General features: G+C 29.9%; 17 protein-coding genes. 9 read left to right on the plus strand and 8 right to left on the minus strand.

Features of this window, described 5'->3' with window-relative positions; translation table 11 throughout:
- Nucleotides 1-34 precede the first annotated feature (34 nt).
- Nucleotides 35-1,162: a molecular chaperone DnaJ gene (gene dnaJ / locus BCHRO640_RS00590; RefSeq protein ID WP_015344410.1), complete on the plus strand. Its 1,128-nt coding sequence runs from the start codon at nucleotides 35-37 to the stop codon at nucleotides 1,160-1,162.
- A 73-nt stretch (nucleotides 1,163-1,235) separates the two neighbouring features.
- Here dnaJ and rpsT read toward each other — a convergent pair whose 3' ends face one another.
- The gene (gene rpsT / locus BCHRO640_RS00595) at nucleotides 1,236-1,502 is read right to left on the minus strand and encodes a 30S ribosomal protein S20 (protein WP_015344411.1); all 267 of its coding nucleotides are present in this window, start codon (nucleotides 1,500-1,502) and stop codon (nucleotides 1,236-1,238) included.
- 251 nt (nucleotides 1,503-1,753) lie between these two features.
- Here rpsT and ribF point away from each other — a divergent pair, with 251 nt between their 5' ends.
- The 8 genes from ribF (at nucleotide 1,754) to folA (ending at nucleotide 13,440) form a co-directional block, all read left to right on the plus strand.
- Nucleotides 1,754-2,728 (plus strand): bifunctional riboflavin kinase/FAD synthetase, encoded by a 975-nt coding sequence (gene ribF, locus BCHRO640_RS00600; RefSeq protein WP_015344412.1) that lies wholly within the window; start codon nucleotides 1,754-1,756, stop codon nucleotides 2,726-2,728.
- Nucleotides 2,725-5,553 carry an isoleucine--tRNA ligase gene (gene ileS / locus BCHRO640_RS00605; RefSeq protein ID WP_015344413.1) on the plus strand — a complete coding sequence of 943 codons (2,829 nt, stop codon included), beginning with the start codon at nucleotides 2,725-2,727 and terminating at the stop codon, nucleotides 5,551-5,553. Before ribF ends, ileS begins: the two co-directional genes overlap by 4 nt.
- Nucleotides 5,553-6,050 carry a signal peptidase II gene (lspA, locus tag BCHRO640_RS00610; RefSeq protein ID WP_015344414.1) on the plus strand — a complete coding sequence of 166 codons (498 nt, stop codon included), beginning with the start codon at nucleotides 5,553-5,555 and terminating at the stop codon, nucleotides 6,048-6,050. Before ileS ends, lspA begins: the two co-directional genes overlap by 1 nt.
- A 154-nt stretch (nucleotides 6,051-6,204) precedes the next feature.
- Nucleotides 6,205-7,140, plus strand: a complete 936-nt coding sequence (gene ispH, locus BCHRO640_RS00615; RefSeq protein WP_015344415.1) for a 4-hydroxy-3-methylbut-2-enyl diphosphate reductase — start codon at nucleotides 6,205-6,207, stop codon at nucleotides 7,138-7,140.
- Nucleotides 7,141-7,348: 208 nt separating this feature from the next.
- Nucleotides 7,349-8,200, plus strand: coding sequence for a 4-hydroxy-tetrahydrodipicolinate reductase (dapB, locus tag BCHRO640_RS00620; protein WP_015344416.1), 852 nt, complete (start codon nucleotides 7,349-7,351; stop codon nucleotides 8,198-8,200).
- 247 nt (nucleotides 8,201-8,447) lie between these two features.
- Nucleotides 8,448-9,587, plus strand: coding sequence for a glutamine-hydrolyzing carbamoyl-phosphate synthase small subunit (gene carA, locus BCHRO640_RS00625; protein WP_015344417.1), 1,140 nt, complete (start codon nucleotides 8,448-8,450; stop codon nucleotides 9,585-9,587).
- Nucleotides 9,588-9,608: 21 nt separating this feature from the next.
- Nucleotides 9,609-12,836 carry a carbamoyl-phosphate synthase large subunit gene (gene carB / locus BCHRO640_RS00630; protein ID WP_015344418.1) on the plus strand — a complete coding sequence of 1,076 codons (3,228 nt, stop codon included), beginning with the start codon at nucleotides 9,609-9,611 and terminating at the stop codon, nucleotides 12,834-12,836.
- A 109-nt stretch (nucleotides 12,837-12,945) separates the two neighbouring features.
- Nucleotides 12,946-13,440: a type 3 dihydrofolate reductase gene (gene folA / locus BCHRO640_RS00635; RefSeq protein WP_015344419.1), complete on the plus strand. Its 495-nt coding sequence runs from the start codon at nucleotides 12,946-12,948 to the stop codon at nucleotides 13,438-13,440.
- Nucleotides 13,441-13,599: 159 nt separating this feature from the next.
- Here folA and apaH read toward each other — a convergent pair whose 3' ends face one another.
- From apaH to leuC, 7 genes are all read right to left on the minus strand, one after another.
- Nucleotides 13,600-14,421, minus strand: a complete 822-nt coding sequence (apaH, locus tag BCHRO640_RS00640; protein ID WP_015344420.1) for a bis(5'-nucleosyl)-tetraphosphatase (symmetrical) ApaH — start codon at nucleotides 14,419-14,421, stop codon at nucleotides 13,600-13,602.
- A 388-nt stretch (nucleotides 14,422-14,809) separates the two neighbouring features.
- Nucleotides 14,810-15,613, minus strand: a complete 804-nt coding sequence (rsmA, locus tag BCHRO640_RS00645) for a 16S rRNA (adenine(1518)-N(6)/adenine(1519)-N(6))-dimethyltransferase RsmA (RefSeq protein WP_011282677.1) — start codon at nucleotides 15,611-15,613, stop codon at nucleotides 14,810-14,812.
- A complete protein-coding gene (gene pdxA, locus BCHRO640_RS00650; RefSeq protein WP_015344421.1) occupies nucleotides 15,594-16,613 on the minus strand; it encodes a 4-hydroxythreonine-4-phosphate dehydrogenase PdxA in 1,020 nt (339 codons plus the stop codon). The genes rsmA and pdxA overlap by 20 nt, the downstream gene beginning before the upstream one ends.
- 1 nt (nucleotide 16,614) lies before the next feature.
- Nucleotides 16,615-17,892, minus strand: coding sequence for a peptidylprolyl isomerase (locus BCHRO640_RS00655; protein WP_015344422.1), 1,278 nt, complete (start codon nucleotides 17,890-17,892; stop codon nucleotides 16,615-16,617).
- Nucleotides 17,893-17,945: 53 nt separating this feature from the next.
- Entirely contained in the window at nucleotides 17,946-20,219 is a 2,274-nt protein-coding gene (gene lptD / locus BCHRO640_RS00660; protein WP_236608106.1) for an LPS assembly protein LptD, read from the minus strand.
- A 671-nt stretch (nucleotides 20,220-20,890) separates the two neighbouring features.
- Nucleotides 20,891-21,499, minus strand: a complete 609-nt coding sequence (gene leuD, locus BCHRO640_RS00665) for a 3-isopropylmalate dehydratase small subunit (RefSeq protein WP_015344424.1) — start codon at nucleotides 21,497-21,499, stop codon at nucleotides 20,891-20,893.
- A 24-nt stretch (nucleotides 21,500-21,523) separates the two neighbouring features.
- Nucleotides 21,524-22,924, minus strand: a complete 1,401-nt coding sequence (leuC, locus tag BCHRO640_RS00670; protein WP_015344425.1) for a 3-isopropylmalate dehydratase large subunit — start codon at nucleotides 22,922-22,924, stop codon at nucleotides 21,524-21,526.

Genomic DNA, 22,924 nt, shown 5'->3' on the forward strand with positions numbered 1-22,924 from the left:
ATTAATAGGTATACAAAGGGACATAAAGAAAACCATGGCTAAATCAGACTATTATGAGATTTTGGGCATTTCCAAGAATGCGGATGAGCGTGAAATCAAAAAGTCCTATAAACGCCTGGCAATGAAATTTCATCCAGATCGTAATCCAGGGAATACTACAGCTGAAACAAAATTTAAAGAAATTAAAGAAGCATATGAAGTATTAAGTAATTCAGAAAAACGTGCAGCTTATGATCAGTATGGTCATGCAGCGTTTGAATCAGGAAGTATGGGGGCAACATCAAATTCAGGAGGAGCGGATTTTAGCGATATTTTTGGTGATGTGTTCGGAGATATATTTGGAGGAAATAGAAGGAGTCGTGCAGGTAGAGGATCGGACTTGCGCTATAATATAGAGTTAAGTTTAGAAGATGCAGTGCGTGGGATTATTAAAGAAATATGCATACCAACTTTATCGACATGTGAGAAATGTCGTGGAACTGGCGCGAGATCAAATGCAGCTATAATTACTTGTATGACATGTCATGGTCAAGGGCAAGTTCAAATACGCCAAGGTTTTTTTTCTGTACAACAATCCTGCCCTACATGCCATGGACATGGTAAAATTATTAAAGAGGTTTGTAGTAAGTGTCATGGAAATGGACGAGTAGAACGGTCTAAGACTCTTTCTGTTAAGATTCCATCTGGTGTAAACACAGGAGATCGTATACGTTTATCGGGTGAAGGTGAATCTGGAAAAAATGGTGCACCTTCAGGAGATTTATATGTTCAAATTCAAATTAGAAAACATCCAATTTTTGATAGAGAAGAAAAAAATCTTTATTGTGAAGTACCAATTAGTTTTTCTATGGCGGCCTTGGGAGGAGAAATTGAGGTGCCAACCTTAGATGGGAGGGTAAAATTAAAAATTCCTCCTGAAACCCAAACTGGAAAACTATTTCGTATGAGAGGAAAAGGAGTAAAATCAGTTCGAAGCGGTGGTAATGGTGATTTGTTATGTAGAGTAGTGGTAGAAACTCCAGTGAAGTTAAATGATATACAAAAAAGATTACTTCAAGATTTGTCAGATAGTTTTGAGGGACCTCATGGAAACCGAAACAGCCCTAGATCTAAAAGTTTTTTTGATGGTGTAAAAAAATTCTTCGATGATCTTACTCGTTAATTGCTTACAATGATGTTATCAACAACAACAGTATATAATTTTTTAAATGTTGTTATATTTCCCTTTGCTTCAGTCAAAAACCCATGGACCTGATACGCGCAAATGTTCTAGATTTACATCTAGCGGCTTTATTTCTATGGATTAAACCTTTACAAGCCTGATGATCTATTTTTTTCTGCATAAAAACGAATGCAGCCATTGCAGCTGTCTTATCTTTAGTTTCGATTGCTGTGTATACCTTTTTTATAAAGGTACGCAACATGGATCTCCGGCTTGCATTACACTTACGTTGCTGTCTTGATTTTATAAGAGACTTTCGAGCTGATTTAGTGTTAGCCAATATGAAGTACCTTTAAAAAATTTAAAATTTTAATTACATATATGCCTTATGTTATATTTTTATATTGTAAATTACAATTATTATTTGTTATTTTCAATATGATTACTATCATGTGTGCAATTTTTTTATAAATCTATTTTAATAATTATATTATTTGTATGATTTTTGAATTAATTTTATAAAATAAGTTAGCACTTTTAAAAATATATGAATAAATATAAATATCTTTTAAGAATTTATTTGAATTTAAGATGGAATTTGTTAGAGGATTACATAACATAAAATCCCGTCATAAAGGTTGCATACTTACTATCGGTAATTTTGATGGGTTTCATCGCGGGCATCAGGCATTACTTGAAAAATTACAAAAAAAAAGAAACATTTTGAAATTACCTGTTGTAGTTATGATCTTTGAGCCACAACCTAAAGAATATCTATCTAATATAATAACAATACGATTAACTAGATTGAGAGATAAAGTGAATTATTTATGTACAGCAGGAGTAGATGTAATTCTATGTATTACTTTTAATAAAAAATTTGCTGCTATTGAAGCATACAATTTTATTAAAAATATATTAATATCTAAATTAGACGTTCGGTTTGTTTATATCGGAGATGATTTTAAGTTTGGTGCTTTTAGAAAAGGGGATTTTGTTTTATTGAAAAAAATAGGTAAAAATGCAGGTTTTAAAGTAATACGCATCGCCACTTATTTTGATGAAAATAATCAAAGAATAAGTAGTACTGCGATACGTGTTGCTTTAGTAGAAAATAGAATATTGGATGCTGAGTTATTACTTGGGCATTCTTATTGTATTTCTGGTCGTGTAGTGCACGGAGATGAATTAGGTCGTAGGATTGGATTTCCTACGGCAAACGTATCATTACAGGGAAAACGATTACCCATACATGGTGTATACGCGGTGGAAGTGTATGGTATTTCTAATTATCCATTACCAGGCATAGCCAATGTGGGAATTTGCCCGACAGTTACTGGAAAAAATCAACAAAAATTAGAAGTACATTTGTTAAATGTATCTATAAATTTATATACTTATCACATTAAAGTAGTTTTTTTAGCTAAAATACGTGATGAACAATATTTTAGTTCCGTGAAAAAATTACAGCGTCAAATTAAAAAAGATATAATAAAAGTACGTAGTTATTTTAATAAAACTAATAATATCAACAAAATTTATAAAAACGGAATAATTTATAAATGATTAACTATAAAAATACTTTGAATTTACCGTACACATTATTTCCAATGCGTGCTAATTTATCTGTATGCGAGCCTACTATCTTAGAGCGTTGGTATAAAGATAATTTATACGAAGCAATTCGTCATAAAAAAAGTAAAAAAAAATTATTTATACTACATGATGGCCCGCCTTATGTAAACGGCAGTATTCATTTAGGTCATGCAGTAAATAAAGTACTTAAAGATATTATTCTGAAATATAAAACCTTAACGGGGTATAATGCTCCTTATATTCCCGGCTGGGATTGCCATGGGTTGCCTATCGAATTACAAGTGGAACGATTAATAGGGCAATTAGGAGTTAATGTTGATCCAAATGAATTTCGAAGTATCTGTCGTAATTATGTTTTAGATCAAATAGAAATGCAAAAAAAAGATTTTGTAAGGTTAGGTGTCTTAGGAGATTGGTCCCGACCTTATTTGACAATGGATTTTAAGACTGAAGCGAATATTATTCGTACCTTAAGCAAAGTTATATCTAATGGTTATTTCTATAAAGGAACGAAACCTGTACATTGGTGTTTTCAATGTTGTTCTGTATTAGCTGAATCAGAAGTGGAATATAATAATCATTGTTCTCCGGCTATTGATGTTGCTTTTTTTGCAGTAGATAATATTCGTATTTCTAAAATATTCAATATTGATTCATGTCAACGTGTTATTGAATTAATAATTTGGACTACTACTCCTTGGACGTTACCTTCTAATCAAGCTATTTCTGTACATCCAGATTATAGTTATCAATTAATTGCGATAAATAATAATAAATATATAATTATTGCAGCTAATTTAGTGAATACTGTGATGCAACGCATACAATGTTTTTCTTGGAGAATTTTAGGTGAAACTTCAGGTAGTTCCTTAGAATCGTTAAAATTTCGTCATCCGTTTATGTCGTTTGATGTCCCTGTTGTCTTAAGCGGTCATGTGGCACTAGATTCTGGAACAGGAGTAGTACATATCGCACCAAATCATGGCGTTGATGATTATATTGTAGCTCGAAAATATAATTTTGAAATAGTTAATATAATAAATGAAACAGGTCATTATGTATCTAATGTGCACCCTATGTTAGATGGTGTACAAGTATTTCAATCCAATGAAATCATAATAAAGTTATTAAATCAATCCGGTTCTTTATTACACGTAAATCATAACTATAAACATAATTATCCATATTGTTGGCGTCATGCAGTTCCAGTCATTTTCAAAGCTACTGCACAGTGGTTTTTAAGTATGGATAAATATAATTTAAGAAATAAATTGTTGCAAAAAATACACCAGGTAGATTGGATTCCAAATAAAGGAGAATATAGTATTGAAAAAATGATTGTTAATAGACCTGATTGGTGTCTTTCAAGGCAACGTGTTTGGGGTGTACCAATACCTCTTTTCATTCATAAAAAAACTTCAATTTTACATCCGCGTACAATTGCATTAATGGAAGTAATTGCCCAACATGTAGAGCAGCACGGAATACAGGCGTGGTGGGATTTAAAAACTGAAGATATCATAGACAATGAAGAAGCAGATCAATATGAAAAAGTGTTAGATACTCTGGATGTATGGTTTGACTCTGGTTCTACTCATTATTCAGTGATACCAGAAAGATTAGAATATAGAAAGCAGTCACCAGATTTATATTTAGAAGGTTCAGATCAATATCGAGGTTGGTTTATGTCGTCCTTAATTATATCAACTGTAATTACAGGTCAAGCGCCTTATAGAGAAGTATTAACTCATGGATTTACTGTAGATGCCCAGGGGCGTAAGATGTCTAAATCTCTTGGTAATGTCATCAGTCCTCAGGAGATAATAAAAGATTTCGGAGCAGATATCTTACGATTATGGATAGCTTCTTCTGATTATTCTAAAGAAATGGCAATTTCAAATGCTATTTTAAAGCACACAATTGATATGTATCGACGTATTCGGAATACTGCCCGGTTTTGTTTAGCTAATATTAGTGATTTTGACCCAGAAAAAGATTCTGTACATCCAGAAAATATGATTGAATTGGATTGTTGGGCAGTAGATCGTGCTTTATCTGTACAGTTAGAAGTAATATCAGATTACAATAAATATAATTTTCATAATGTAATACAACGGATTATGCAGTTTTGTTCAGTAGAAATGGGTTCGTTTTATTTGGATGTTATTAAAGATCGACAATATACTACAAAAAAAAATAGTAAAGAACGTCGCAGCTGTCAGACTGCATTGTATCATATTATTGAATCTATGGTGCGTTGGATTGCTCCGGTTTTATCTTTTACTGCTGATGAAATTTGGAGGTATATTCCAGGAAATAGATCAAAATATGTATTTACTGAAGAATGGTATAATGGCTTATTTAGCATAAATTCAAAACAAATTATGAATAGTCATGATTGGAATACTTTTTTAAATGTTAGAAGTGAAGTCAATAAAATAGTTGAACAAACTCGTCTTAATGGTATTATTGGCGGATCCTTAGATGCCAGTGTAGTTTTGTATGCTACTCCAGAACTGGCAAATACATTACGTATCTTAGGCAATGAACTTTCTTTTGGATTAATAACATCATCAGCTATAGTTTCCGATTATTGCAATGGATTTAATGTCACCCAATATACACAAGAGGGCATGCCTGGACTGAAAATCTTTTTAGAAAAAGCTAAGGGTCAGAAGTGTTTGCGTTGTTGGCATTATAGATTAGATATTGGTCAATATAAAAATTATTCAAATATTTGTGCACGTTGTGTCAACAATATAGTTGGGCCAGGGGAAAAACGTAGGTTTTTTTAATGAATAAAAAATATAATTATAAAAATTTAAAATGGTTATGGTTGTCTATATTAATAATGTTATTAGACATAGGAACAAAGTATTGGGTAAAGACTCATTTTTGGATTGGTGAGGTATTATCAGTATTACCTGGAATTAATTGTTATTATGTTTGTAATTCAGGATTAGCTTTTGGGTTATTTACTAATGCTAGTTTATATTATCGTTGGATATTTGTGTGGATAATAACATTAGTAATTGTAGCGTTTATCATAGCTTTATATAAATTGATTGAACGCCCAAAATGTTATAGTATATCTTACTCTATGGTTATTGGAGGGGCCTTAGGAAATTTATTGGATCGAATATTATATGGAGCAGTAGTTGATTTTATTGATGTTCACATTAAAAATTGGCATTGGCCAACTTTTAATGTTGCAGATATAGCAATTTGTATAGGAATTACTATTGTAACAATAAGATTCTATTACGATTTTATTAAAAATAATTTATATTAGAATCGTGATATGTATAATGATTATTATCAATATAATATGTACCATAATGTTTATTAATCTAATTACAAAATTACTAAAAATTAATTGTCACATTTTATGTGAGTAATAAATATAGCAATTTTGTTTACCATGAAAATACAAAAGGGTTTAAATAATTAAAGTTGTATTAGCTAGCCCGCGTGGGTTCTGCGCAGGGGTAAATCGAGCGATTAATATTGTAGAGAAAACGATACAAGTATATGGTACTCCAATTTATGTGCGACATGAGTTAGTACATAACGATTATGTGGTAACTCAGTTATCTAAGAAAGGTGTTATTTTTATTGAGCGGCTAAATGAAGTACCAAATGGATCGGTTCTGATTTTTTCTGCTCACGGAGTGTCAAAAAAGATACGGGAGCAATCAAAAATTAAAAATTTAATAATAATTGATGCTACTTGCCCATTGGTAACTAAAGTACATAAGGAAGTCTCCCGAGCTAATCGTAATGACATGGAAGTAATCTTAATAGGTCATTCTGGCCATCCAGAAGTAGAAGGAACTATGGGACAATATATTTCTGTGAATTCTAGACAAAAAATATATTTAGTTGAGTCGCAAGCAGACGCTTGGTCCATTCAGGTTAATCATCCAAATCATTTATTTTTTGTAACACAAACAACTTTATCTATAGATGATACTGCAGAGATTATAGCAATTTTAAATAAAAGATTTCCTAATATTATGGGTCCTAGAAAAAATGATATTTGTTATGCAACATTTAATAGACAAAATGCCCTTAAAAATTTAGCTCTAATGGTGGAGATGATATTTGTTGTAGGGTCAATAACATCATCTAATTCGGTAAGATTAATGGAGCTAGGACGTCGTATTGGGAAAATTACGTATTTAATTAGTCATGCTAATGATATTCAAAAAAATTGGTTGCGTGGGGTAAATAACATTGGTATTACTGCCGGGGCGTCAGCCCCAGACATTTTAGTACTCCAAGTTATTGAAAAATTACGTGTATTAAGCACAGATCATGTTGTTGTTGAAGAAATGATCGGAGAGGAAGAAAATATATTTTTTGATACACCTAAAATTTAACGTATTTATAATAATAATGGATTTGTTGATTTTATTGTAACAGTAACATTACGTATTAAATATAAAGAAGTTGATTATAAAAAATTAAAAATGATATGTAACATTATTTATTATACTTTATTGCACTTAGTATTGTATATAGGAACACATTAGAGTCATAAATTTTTTGTATGTAAAGAATAAACATTATTAATAAGGTTATAAAATTATGAATGATACACCTCTCCGTATTGCCGTTACGGGAGTAACTGGCCGCATGGGAAAAGAAATAGTAACGTGTATTGTTAAAAAAGAAAAACAATTTAGTCAAGAAATTGTTTTAGGAGCTGCTATAACACGTTTAAATACTAACATTTGCGGAATGGATGCTGGAATATTAATAAACACTGATGCTTTAGTAGGTATAGAAATTACTGATAATTTGGAATCAATTAAAGACAATTTTGATGTTTTGGTTGATTTCACTGCCCCTGATATATCTATAGAATATTTAAAATTTTGTGTTAATAATAATAAAAATATAGTTATTGGTACTACTGGATTTAATCAGATACATAAGAATATTATTCTCAATGCGTCTCATAAAATAGGAATTGTTTTTTCCTCCAATTTTAGTATAGGTGTAGCGTTAATATCTAAATTATTGCATAAGATTACACAAGTTATAGGTAATACTTCAGATATCAGTATTATTGAAACTCATCATAACAGAAAACGTGACATACCGTCTGGAACTTCTTTAACAATGCAAAATATTATTGTAAATGCATTGCGATCTATTCATTCTAATAGAATTATAGATTCTAATCTTGATCCTACAACGTATTCATCGGCGTCTTCTTATAAAGATATATTAATTCATTCGATACGTGCTGGAGATGTCGTTGGAGAACATACTGTTTTATTTGTAGGACCAGGAGAACGTTTAGAAATCACGCATAAAGCATCGGATCGTTTAATATTTGCTCATGGGGCATTACGTGCCGCTTTTTGGATAGGGCGCGATAAAATAGGATTATTTGATATAAGCGATATTTTAGAAATGGATACATTATTATGATAGCTAGATGCAAGTAAATAATTATATAGTTATATAATCATATATATGATACATAATTTATGTTATTTAAAGAATTTTGAGACTAATAATAAATAAAACATGTATAAATTTTATTTACACACGTTTTATTTTAATTTAAAATAATAGTATTATTAATTTAATATTTGACTTATCAATTTCTTATAATAAATTAAATGTAAGTTATATACTTAATGATTTATTTATCTATTAAGATAGAGTTATTTTAATGAAATCAGCATTGTTAGTACTAGAAGATGGTAATCAATTTTATGGTTATGCAATAGGCTCAGAAGGAGAAACAGTAGGAGAAGTAGTGTTTAACACATCAATGACTGGATATCAAGAAATAATTACTGACCCTTCTTATGCTTATCAAATAGTCATATTAACTTGTCCTCATATTGGAAATGTGGGTACTAATGAATTTGATAATGAATCTTCTTGTATTCAGGTAAGAGGACTAATTATTCGTGACCTAGCAACGGTTGTTAGTAATTTTCGTTATACATTGAGCCTTTCAGATTATTTAGTGCAACAAAATATTGTTGGAATTGCTGGAGTAGATACTCGTAAGTTAACTCGTTTAATACGAGAAAAAGGAATACAACACGGCTGCATCATTGCTTGTGACATGCCTGATGCTACATTAGCATTGCGTAAGGCTCGTGAATTTACTGGATTGAATGGACTTAATCTTGTTCATGAAGTAAGTACTTCTCAACGGTATATTTGGAATCAAGGTACTTGGAATATTAAATCTGGAGTATTCTGCACTCCATTGCACCTACCTTATCGTGTTGTAGTATATGATTTTGGTGTTAAACGAAATATAATGCGTATATTAGTAGATTATGGTTGTTTATTAACTGTGGTTCCAGCACATACTACAGCGAAAGAAATAATTGATATGCAACCAGATGGCATCTTTCTAGCCAATGGGCCCGGAGATCCAAATGCATATGAATACGCCATTAATTCTATACAAACTTTTTTAAATACAACTACAATCCCATTGTTTGGAATTTGTTTAGGACATCAGTTACTTGCGTTAGCTAGCGGAGCTAAAACGATAAAAATGAAATTTGGACATCATGGTTCTAATCATCCAGTTAAAGATATAGAAACAAACAAGGTTATAATTACCGCGCAAAATCATAATTTTGTAGTAGACAAACAAACTTTACCTGATACGTTGAAAATAACGCATATTTCATTATTTGATGGTACTCTCCAAGGTATTCATCATATTAATAAACCTGCTTTTAGTTTTCAAGGACATCCAGAGGCTAGTCCTGGCCCTCATGATGCAGCATCATCGTTATTTGGTCATTTCATTGAATTAATTAAAAATTACCGTAATAAATAATAAGTTTGAGAGTATAATAATATGCCAAAAAGAACCGATATACACAGCATCTTATTATTGGGAGCTGGACCAATAGTTATTGGTCAAGCCTGTGAATTTGATTATTCTGGCGCACAAGCTTGTAAAGCGTTACGTGAAGAAGGATATCGTATTATTTTAGTAAATTCTAATCCTGCTACAATTATGACGGATCCTGATATGGCTGATGTTACTTATATCGAAGCGATTCAATGGAAAATAATACATAAGATTATTGAAAAAGAACATCCGGATGCACTGCTCTCAACTATGGGCGGACAAACTGCTTTGAATTGCACTTTAGATTTAGAACGTCACGGAATTTTAAAAAAATTTAATATAATAACAATTGGAGCAACGATAGATTCTATTTGTAAGGCAGAAGATCGTCAAAAATTTAGAGAATCTATGAAAAAAATTAGCTTAGAAACAGCACGATCTGGTGTTGCACGCGATATAGATGAAGCTATGATGGTTTTGGAAAAAATCGGTCTACCCTGCATTATTCGTCCTTCTTTTACTTTAGGAGGAAGCGGAGGCGGTGTTGCTTATACTCAAGAAGAATTTGAAAAACTTTGTAGATATAGATTGGATTCATATCCCCATCATGAACTTTTAATTGATGAATCTTTAATTGGTTGGAAGGAGTATGAAATGGAAGTAATACGTGATATTAAAGACAATTGTATAATTGTGTGTTCTATAGAAAACGTTGATCCCATGGGTATTCATACTGGTGATTCCATTACTGTGGCGCCAGCTCAAACTTTGACCGATAAAGAATATCAAATAATGAGAAATGCTTCAATCATGGTATTACGTGAAATTGGAGTAGAGACTGGAGGAGCTAATGTGCAATTTGCGGTCAATCCAAATAATGGAAGACTTATCGTTGTTGAAATGAATCCGAGAGTATCGCGATCATCGGCGTTAGCTTCGAAAGCAACTGGATTTCCTATAGCAAAAATAGCTTCTAAGTTAGCAGTGGGATATGCTCTGGATGAATTATCAAATGATATTACCAATGGTTGTATTCCCGCATCTTTTGAACCATCAATCGATTATGTAGTAACTAAAATTCCGCGTTTTAATTTTGAAAAATTTCCAGAGCGACACAATAAATTGACAACTCAAATGAAATCAGTGGGTGAAGTGATGGCAATCGGACGTAGTCAACAAGAATCTTTACAGAAAGCGATACGTGGATTAGAAATAGGAGTAATGGGACTAGATTCTCAAATTGATTTAAATCACCCTAAAGCATTTAGTATTATTGTATATGAATTAAAAAATGCTAGCAGTAATCGAATATGGTATATTGCCGATGCTTTTCGCTACGGCATATCTTTGGAACAAGTTTTTTATTTAACTAATATCGACCGTTGGTTTTTAGTTCAAATTCAAGAATTAGTACAATTAGAGAATGATATAATGTTGGCAGGTATATCATGTCTTGACAAGAATCGGTTATATTTTCTTAAAAAGAAAGGATTTTCTGATGCAAGATTGGGGAAATTGACAGGAGTATCAGAAAATAAGATTCGTACATTAAGATTTATATATGATATACATCCTGTGTATAAACATGTAGATGCATGCGCGGCAGAATTTTCTACTAATACTTCTTATATGTATTCTACTTACGATGGTGAATGTGAATTTCAATTTAATCACACAAATAAAACTATAATGATATTAGGAGGGGGGCCTAATCGCATTGGTCAGGGTATTGAATTTGATTATTGTTGCGTCCATGCAGCAATAACGTTACGTGAAAGCGGATATCATGTAATTATGGTGAATTGCAATCCTGAAACTGTATCTACTGATTATGATATATCGGATATTCTTTATTTTGAACCAATTACATTAGAAGATATCTTAGAAATTATACGTATAAATAAACCAACAGGCGTGATTGTTCAATATGGAGGTCAAACTCCATTAAAATTGGTTAAAGAAATGGAAGCATCCGGGATATCTATTATAGGAACGAGTCCGGACGCAATTGACCAAGCTGAAAACAGGGAACGATTTCAACGATCAATAAAATGTTTAGGTTTACAACAACCAGATAACGCTACTGTTATATCTATACAATCAGCTTTAAAAAAAGCTAAAAATATAGGGTACCCCATAGTGGTCAGGCCTTCTTATGTTTTAGGAGGTAGGGCCATGGAAATAGTATACAATGAAAAAGAATTATTATTCTATTTTAAAAATGCCATATTAGTATCTAATAATGCACCAGTTTTGTTAGATAGTTTTTTAGAAAATGCGATAGAAGTAGATGTAGATGCAATTTGTGATGGAAAACAGGTGTTTATCGGGGGAATTATGGAGCATATCGAATACGCAGGAATACATTCCGGGGACTCAGCGTGTTCTTTGCCAGCTCATACGTTAAGTAACAATATTCAGGATAGAATACGTTGTCAAGTAAAAGAACTAGCATTTAAATTTAATATAAAAGGTTTGGTAAATATACAATTTGCAATACAAAAAGATGAAATTTATATAATTGAGATTAATCCAAGAGCATCACGTACAATTCCTTTTGTATCTAAAGCCACTGGTATGGAGTTAGCAAAAATTGGAACCCGAGTAATGATTGGACAATCTTTGTTGGATCAAGGTATTTTAAAAGAAGTAATTCCTCCTTATTTTTCAGTGAAGGAGGTAGTATTACCATTTAACAAATTTATCGATATGAATCCAAAGTTAGGCCCAGAAATGAGATCTACAGGAGAAGTAATGGGTATTGGACGTACTTTTGAAGAAGCATTTGCTAAAGCAACATTAAGTAGTCAGTTGTATATGAAAAAACATGGCGATGTATTATTGTCATTATCTAATAAAGATACGGATAAAGCAGTGGATTTAGTTACTAAATTTATTAAAAATGGTTTTATGTTGGATGTTACATGTGAAACAGCGAAGATACTAAAAAGTGTTGGTCTTGTTTCTCAGATGATTAGACCAGTGCATGTAACTCATCCATATATTCATAAAAAAATTAAGAATGGTGGATATAGTTATATTGTGGATACTACCTTAACAGACAATATTAGTAATGATTATGCTACATTATTATGCCGAATTGCATTGCGACATAACGTCTATTATATTACTACAATAAATGGAAGTTTTGCTGCAGCTATGTCATTAGCTGTTGATGCTACAGAACATGTGGTATCACTTCAAGATATGCATTCTAAAATAGTACATTAAAACTATAATTAGTATATATTGCAGAATTACACTTGGTATGTTTCTGTCATTATAGATTTTATTAAAAAGTATTTTATAATTTTACATACACGTTGAACGTTGTGCCATAATGATTATTAGCTTAATTGCTGCGTTGACTACCAATCATATAATTGGAAAAAAAAATGTTATTCCTTGGTATTTACCTATAGATATTAAGTGGTTTAAGTATCATACTTTATATAAGCCAATTATTATGGGACGTAAAACATTCGAGTCTATAGGTAAGAAACCATTATTAAATAGATTGAATATTGTGTTAAGTCGTAATTTATTAAATAATTATAATGGTGTTTTTGTAGTGGAAAATATAGATGAAGCTTTATCTTTAATACAGGACGCATATGAAGTTATGGTAATTGGAGGAAGTGAAATATACAATGTTTTTTTACCTCGTGCGCAACGTTTATATTTAACATATATTCATAACATGGTTGAAATTGATGGTGACACTTTGTTTCCTGATTATGATGTAAGAGAATGGAAATCTATTTTCAATAGTTTCTATAAAGTTAGAGAGGATTGTTTTTGTTATTTGCATTTTTCTATTTTAGAACGCTACTAATAAAAATTAGTATGATTAATAATAAACATTATGTTAATGAAACCAAACTTGCATATTAATAAATTATTTTTAAAAGAGTGATAATGAGAATATGGTACTAATTTATTTCTATTTGTATAGAATATGTATAAATAATCATCAAATTTAATTATTTTTAAGCTAAGTAGATGGGTCACAAGGTATGCAAACAATCTTTTTGTCTTCCCATCGCAATAAGGTTAGTGCCCCTCCCCAACAACAACCAGAATCTAATCCATAAATACCATCTGGTATTTCTATTTCTCCTAAAGATGCCCAATGACCAAAAATTATATTATATGTGGGATCAATTAATTTGTTTAAAGAAAACCATGGATATATATTTTTTGGGGCATCTTTAGGAGCTCCTTTGTATTTTAAATCTAATTGACCATTTAAATAAATATAACGCATTCGTGTGAATACATTCATGTTTTCTCGTATTTGTTTTAATTTATTATTATGTATCTGATATGTATCAGATACATTGTCATGTATGTTTTTTTTAAAAAGCAGAAAATAATGGTCGCTAACTAAAATTTCTTCTATTTCTTGGGCATATTTTTTAGTATTGTTAATATTCCAATTAGGATTAATGCCTGCATGGGTCATTAATATCTTTTTATTTTCATCTATGAATAATACAGGTTGATGACGTAACCAATTAATTAATTCTTCTAGATCGGGAGCATTGAATATAGCATCAAAATAATCTTTACGTTTTCTACTATTTATTCCAAAATATGTTTTTAACAAATGTAACTCATGATTACCTAACACTATGGAAGCACTTGTCTTAAATGCATAGACTAAACGCAATACCTCTAATGAATTTGGTCCTCTGGCGATTAAATCTCCGGTAAAATGTAGAGTATCAACTTTAGGATTAAAGCATACATGATCTAATATAGTTTGTAAGTGTTTGTAACATCCGTGGACATCTCCAATAAAATAAGTAGACATTTGGGTGATTATAGATTTTTTTTACAATAAAATTGATCAAATACATATATATCATAATATTTTTAATATTTTGTATTAAGATAAACTTTCCTTTTTTAGAAAAAGATTATTTGTATAATAAAAATATATTCTATAAAAATATGAAAATATGCGACTGTTAGTAAACAATTTTTTCATTATAATAGAAACTGATTTATTTTAAATATTTTTTGTGTTAAAAAAAGAGTTTTATGCTATTGCGGTATTGATTTACAGTACTGTTTAAATAAAAATATCATAATTCAATGGTATATGATTTTTTAATAAAAATAGATTTATAACATTTTTTTAGTTGAAATACAATTATAAAATAATGATACCAGTTATGATAAAACATCATATAGCAAGTTTATTTGTTATTTAACATATTTGCTAATGTACAGTATTGATTAATAGTAATGTTTTCTGCTCGCAGTGCCGGATTTATTCCTTTTTGTGTTATTTCTGTTTCGTTAAAAAATGTAGATAAGCTGTTTCGAAGAGTTTTTCGTCTTTGTCTAAAAGCTAATTTTGTTAGTGAAGATAATTTTCCAATATTAACTATTGGATAGGGAGTGTTTGTGTGAGGGAGCAGACGCATTACCATAGATTCTACTTTTGGGATAGGAAAAAAAGAAGTTGCTGGTATAGTTAACAATGGAACAACTTTACAATGATATTGTGTTATTATGCTTAGTCTTCCATATTCTTTTTTATTAGGATTTGCGTAAAGTCGTGTAGCTACTTCTTTTTGAAACATGAAATGCATATCGTAAATTACATTAGTGTATTGGAATAAATACACAATTAATTCTGTGGCTATGTTATAGGGTAAATTTCCTATTAATCGTAGTTTTTGACCAACTTTATGTGATAAATCAAAAAAATTTGTTGTCATTATATCTTGGTGAAGAATATTAATTTTTTTGTTGAACATTTGAACTAGTCGATTGACTAAGTTTGAATCACGTTCTATTAATATTAAAGAATCGAGATCTGCAATATTTAGAATTTGTTTAGTTAACGCACCTAATCCGGGTCCAATTTCTAGTATTTTTTGATGTTTTTTAGGATTAATAGTTTTAACAATAGTATCAATAACATTTTGATCTTTAAGGAATACTTGGCTCCATTTTTTTTTTATAAGATGATTTTTATAGTATATTTTTTTCATAACGATGACTCAACATTTTAATTGCAACTGTAATAGCCATAATCATACTATCAGGTAGCGCTGTTCCTGTTCCAGATAGTTCAAGAGCAGTACCGTGATCTACAGAGGTTCTAATAAAAGGTAATCCTAAAGTAATATTTACTGATTGACCAAATCCAGAATATTTTAAAACAGGTAAACCTTGATCATGATACATAGCTAATATTACGTCTGCATGTTGAATATATTTTTTCTGAAATATTGTATCAGCTGACAAAGGACCTATTAGGTCACAATTAATGTTTTTCTTTAAAATATTTAAAGCAGGTATAATGATATTAATCTCTTCTTTTCCTATATAGCCGGATTCTCCGGAATGTGGATTTAAGCCGCATATATAAATTTTAGGGTGTGGAACACCAAAGTATTTTTTTAATCCTTGTGCTAGAATGGAAATAGTGTCGCAAAGAGATTTTTGAGTAATCATTTTTGGAACAGATAATATAGGTATATGGGTAGTGGCGAAAGCAACACGTAATTTTCTATTACTTAGCATCATTACAGTTGTTTTACATTTGTTGATTTGAGATAAAAATTCAGTGTGCCCACTGAACGCTATGTTTCCTTTATTAAGAATAGCTTTATGTATAGGACCGGTCACTAATGCTGAAAATTCTCCATTTAAACATCCTTGTGATGCTCTTGTTAGAGTATGAATAACATAATTATTGTTATTAACATTTAATTGACCAGGTATAGTTTTTTGTGGAAGTAACATCTTTAATACAGATAATTCTCCAGGCATGCAAGGAGATGCTATTTTTTTAGAATGGTAAGAACGTAATCTTAGAGGCAGATTTATTTGCTTTGCTCTATCTAATAGTAAATTAGGGTCTGCGCACACAACCAACTCTACAGGCCATTTCTTTTGTGCGCTCATAATAATTATGTCAGGACCGATTCCAGCCGGTTCTCCCGTAGTAAGCACAATGCGTTGAAATTGTTTATTTTTTTTTATCATTTTAGTTAATGATCTTAATATATGATTCGGATCGTAATTCTTGAATCCAATTTTTCATAATTTCATCAAATTTGTTATTTAATAAATATAAATAAGCACGTTCATACATTATTTCATTATATTCTAATATAGATATATCTATTAATTGAATTAAACGCCATCCGCAAGAGGTGTGTACTGGTATACTAATTTCATTGCTTTTTAAAGAACTCAAAGCTTTTCGGATTGATGGCTCGAAATCATCTAAATCCTTGCATATTGTATTTTCTTCGTAATGATTAAAACATATATCTTTGGATTTTTCTTTAATCATCATGTCAAAAGCAGTATTACTTTTTTCCATGTTTTCTTTAGTTTGTAACAGTTGTTCCACTATGCTTATATTTTCACACGAATTTTGTATACCAAATATTTTTGCTGTAACTTTAGTTACAGGTAGCATAATTTGTTTATAACGTATATCTTGTATTTCTACAATATGTATTCCATTGCAAGATATAATTGGACCGATAACATCGCCTTTGTTTATTTTTTGTAAATATTTATCAAAAATAATTGGTATGTCTTTCCATGAAACCCATTCTGTTTCGTGTACTTTAATGATTTGAATAATATTTTTATTAGAATATGTGCGTATAAGTTCCTTAATATTATTGTTAAATTCTTTTTTTTTAATTAATAATCTTGCAAAATATTCTATTCTATCTATTTGTCTTGGAGTGGGTTGTATTGGTAATGAAAATGTAATATGCCTTAATTTAAATTGCTTATTAATATCGATAATATTTGATTTTTTGACAATTTTATTTATTTCATTTGTCAATATATGAGCACGATCATGCATAACATGATCACATATTTGCTTTTTAAGCATATTCTGATATTGCTGGAAATAAAATTTTTCGTAATTTAATCCAATATCATATAGGTATGCACGAAACTTATCAAATGTCATATCATATAAATTTAAAATACAATTAATCATTTGATTAAGCTGAGTGTGGTCAATATTGATTTTTTGTTGATCAGAAATTTGGAAAATGAGGTTATCTATGATTAATTGATCTAATATTTTTTGATAATGTGAAATGTCTTGTAATATATTGTCATTGCCATTCAAGATATTATCTTGAATCATATAAATATTATTTCTGATATCGCTATCTAATATAATATTGTGATTCACTAATGCTACAATTTTGTCTACCGTTTTTAATGCCCCAAGAACAATATTTGTTTTTAACGTAAATATTAGAATTAATATTTTCCAAAATTTCATATAATTAACAATATTATAAGCACGAATTTGACTTCATGTGGTGATATTTAAGGTTAAAATGTACGTTGGTAAGGAAAAATGCCTATGTTCAACATTTTATATGGGTTTTCTTTAAAATCTGATGTAGAGTTATATATTTTGATATCTAATCGTATTTTATTATCATATGTATTACGGTTCAATTGTTTGTTCCAATCAATTATTTTTCGCTCACAAGATACATTAATCCCCCAACATGGCGTATAATACTCTATTCCTATTGTTTGATCAATGAGTTGATTAGTTTTTATGTTATGGTAATATGAACAACTTATTTTCCAATTATTAATTAAAGGATAACAAATGAGTGCGCCTAATTGAGCAATTGTGTTGTGGTATATTGATGCTTTAATATCTGGTAGTATTTTTTCAAGATATCGTTCGTTGGCATATCTATAATGTGTTTGTAAAACTTGGTTGTCTTTACCTGTGTATTCTAATATTATAGTTCCAAATGATAATGTATGACGTTGCATATCATATTGCGTTTCGGTGTTCATATGCCAATAATCGTTAATATTCCAATGACTTATTCCTGAAAATAACAGAATATTAGGAGTGTTTTGTGTGCATTTAGATATTTTTATATATTCGGAATTAAGTTTTCTTAAATTCAAAATTTGACCTATAGATGCATAAAATAATTCTTTTTTTTTCTTAAAACATCGTATGGTTATATCTCCTGTAATTTGATTAACAGGTAAAATACGATCCAATCCACTATATGTAGTGTCACGAAATAAATTTTTATGATCTATATGAATCATATCAGTATCATAGATACCAATATTTTCTTGAAAACGATATGGTACATATAAATATTGTAATTTTGGTTCTAAAAAATGTTTGTATTTTTTTGAAATATGCGTGTTTTTTTTTAAAATCATTTTTCCGTTGATTTTTAATTGCGGGACGATACGATTAACTATATTTTCTAAATGATAGTTTGGATATTGTGTTTTGTTATAATGATTTATATTTTTTTGTCGATAATGTGTTATTTTTAATTTGGCTTCAGTATTAAAATGGCCATAATAATTATTTATTGAGAAATTTAAAGTTGGTTCCGTGTGTATTCTAATTGTTTTTGGATAATGATGATTTACGGGTATAAATTGGGTTATTTGACTAAATAACTTTAAATTTAATGGTTTATGCTTGATGTTATCATAATATGAATTTAATTCTAGTTGGAACGATTCGTTGTAATTATAATAGTCTTTAATTGTCGTAATATTAATATTTGTGATGCCAAAATAAGATAAATTAGCGTTCCAATTTTTATCAGTATAATTGCACAGTATTTTTTGGTTCATATAATTATTATTAGAGTGTGTATATGTTGGTATATTGATATTTTCAATATAATTATTGGAACCTATAGTTGAGATATAATTAGAATTAAAATGCCATTTTTTATTCATAATACCATTATGTTTCCAGTATAATTGCCAATATCTGTTGGGGTAATTGTTGGAAAATTTTTGATTGCACATTTTATTATTTTCTACGAGATCTAAAATTAATAATCCAGTTCCTGGTTTAATTGAGTAACGTATTTCTGTTTCTAATTTTGTTCCTAGGTTAGATGTATAACATGGAGAGATGCTGCCTGAGTAGTGTTTTGAGAAATTAATAGGGCAAGGTATTTTAAAAATCAATCCATGCTTGCTACTGTATTTAATATTAGGTATGTAGTGTTTTAAGACATTATTTTGATGTAAAGATAGTGATAAATAAGGGCTATAGAATATAGGTATTTTTTTTATTTTAAGACAAGCATTCCATACATCTATGTTATGTTTATGATGATCATAAAGCATTTCTGATCCTGTTATGTTCCAATAGTTTTTGTTTGAAACACAAGAAGTACACTTTCCTTTCTTGACAATAGTATAACGATTTTTCCCTCTCTGCATTATAGAATTTGCTGTTCCATGAATAGGAGGTTCTGAGAAATGATATGTACCTTCATGAATATCTATATTTTTATTATAAAAATTAATCCAAGCATGAGATCCAGTTAATATAATATAGTTGTTGTTATAGCTAACATGGCCACATGCATACAGCGTATTGTATAATAATTCATTTTTTTCATTAAGTGATATTATTAATTTGTCGGACATGAAAATGTTATTATCTTGTTTCATATTGACATCTCCAGAAAATTGAATATTATTAGGATAATAAATATCTATTTCATCAGATGACACATAGATGGGTTGATCAATAGAAAAGAGATTATTGGCTACAGGAATTTGCAGACAATTAGATGCATGAGCCAAAAAATAAAATTGAGTATAAAATATTATAAAAATTGAATTAATGATAGTGTTTTTAAAAAAAAACTTAATAATCATTGGTTAAACTATTTTGATACATGTTGTTCAAAAAAGAATATGAACTCTTTATTCTTGGATAAATAAGTATATTATATAGTATATTTATTACTGAATATTATCTTATTAATTAATTATCATGATTTTTAAATATTTTTTTATAGATTAATGAGTAGTGAATTTTATGTTTTGTATCTATGTAGGTATTGGTTTATTTAGATGTGAAAAAACATACTAATATGTGTTTCTTTGGGTAACATTAAATTCGAGTTATTTTGCAATTTTTACTGGTTTACATACGCCATGTTTTTAGTATTTAAATATTAATTTCCAATAATAGACTTCATTTATTGAAGTATTTATATGAATCACTTTTTAATTAAGTGATATAAAAATAAAAAGCAGATAATAGTTGATGTCTATCATTTTATATTATGTTTATACTCTTGCATGTACATATAATATAAGAGAATTTTAATATTTGATTCGTATCATATTATCTTGATATATATTTCCTGGTCATTTTGATACAAATTTTTAATTATTTTAATTTATACTATTGTGAAATTTTTTCATATATATGTGTTCCAATGTGTTTATATTTTTATTATTGCAATTTATTTTAAATATGATGGTTGGTTATTTTCATATTTTTTAATAGCAGCATCGTATTGCAAAGTTAAGCTAATATTGTCTATATTATTAAGTATACAACGTTTATGGAAGTCATTTATTTCAAAAAAACACTTTTTTTTATTATGCATATAAATAATCTGTTCGTGTAAATTTACAGTAAAAGATATACCTTTTTTTTGTGTTGCAATTTCTTTAAATAAATCATTTATTTTTAATTCTGATAAAGTGATAAGCAATAATCGATTATTAAAACTATTTTTATGAAAAATATCTGCAAAACTTGGAGCTATGATAACTTTGAATCCATAATCCATGAGTGCCCATACTGCATGTTCTCGAGATGATCCACATCCAAAATTTCTTTGGGTTAGCAAAATGCTAGCATGTTTATAACACGGATCATTTAATACGAAATTTGGATTTAAGATTTTAGGTGTATTTTCAAGAAAGCGCCAATTAAAAAACAAGTATAACCCAAAATTAGAGCGAGTAATAGCTTTTAAAAATTGTTTTGGGATTATAGTATCAGTATCAATATCAGAAATATCAAGTGGTAAAACTATACCAGTATGTTGAATAAATTGAATCATATGTACGCATATGTCCTATATATATCATTTAAATTTTCGAATATCTACAAAGCGTCCAGCAATGGCGGCCGCCGCCGCCATTGCTGGGCTAACTAAATGAGTACGACTCCCACGCCCTTGGCGACCTTCAAAGTTTCGGTTGCTAGTAGAAGCACATCGCTCACCTGCTTCGAGTCTGTCATTATTCATAGCTAGACACATAGAACAACCAGGTAAACGCCACTCGAATCCTGCTTGTATGAAGATCTTATTTAATCCTTCTTTTTCTGCTTGATTTTTTACTAACTTAGATCCGGGTACTACAATTGCTTGTGTATTTTTGGAAATATGATGTCCTTTAATTGTTTGTGCCGCTACACGTAAATCTTCAATACGTGAGTTAGTGCATGACCCTATGAATACTTTATCGATAGAAACATCTGTTAAATAAGTATTGGATTGAAGTTTCATGTAAATTAAAGCACGTTCAGCAGAATTGCGTTCTATAGGATCTATAAAAGATTCTAGAGATGGGATTGGTTGGTCAATAGAGATAACTTGACTAGGATTAGTTCCCCAGGTTACTTGCGGATTAACATTAGATACGTCAAAATCAAATTTTTTATCGAAGTGAGCATCATGGTCGGAATATAAAGTTTTCCAATATAATAATGCTTGTTCCCAATTCTTTCCGGTTGGAGAAAATTTACGGTTTTTTAAATAATCGTAAGTAGTACTGTCTGGTGCTATTAAAGCAGAAGTTGCTCCCATTTCAATAGCCATATTACACAGGGTCATGCGTTCTTCCATACTTAAGAGAGTGACAATAGGTCCGCAAAACTCTACTACATGACCGGATCCTCCTCCATGCCCAATTTTTCCAATAATTGCTAAAATTATATCTTTGGCTGTAATTTGAGGAGCGATAATACCTGAAAGGTTAATTTGCATTGATTTATATCGAATTTGTTGTAAAGTTTGTGTTGCTAATACATGTTCTATCTCTGATGTTCCTATTCCAAAAGCTAAAGCACCAAAAGCTCCATGAGTAGCAGTATGAGAATCTCCGCACACGATAGTCATACCGGGTAATGTGATACCTTGTTCTGGCGCTAAAACATGCACTATTCCTTGATAAGGATGATTTAAACCAAATAACGTAATTCCAAAATCATTACAATTTTTTGTTAATCTATCTAATTGTTCTTTAGCCATACTTCCAGAATGATTAATATTTTTTGTTGTAGTAGGGACGTTATGATCCATAGTGGCAAATGTTTTATTTGGTTGTCTAACTATACGTTTTTTTAGACGTAGTGCTTCAAAAGCTTGGGGTGATGTAACCTCATGCAACAAATGTCTATCAATATATAATATTGGAACATCATCTTTATTCTTATGCACTATATGTACATCGTATAACTTCTGGTATAAGGATTTTCCCAT

The sequence above is a fragment of the Candidatus Blochmanniella chromaiodes str. 640 genome (assembly GCF_000331065.1).
Lineage (GTDB): Bacteria > Pseudomonadota > Gammaproteobacteria > Enterobacterales > Enterobacteriaceae > Blochmanniella > Blochmanniella pennsylvanica.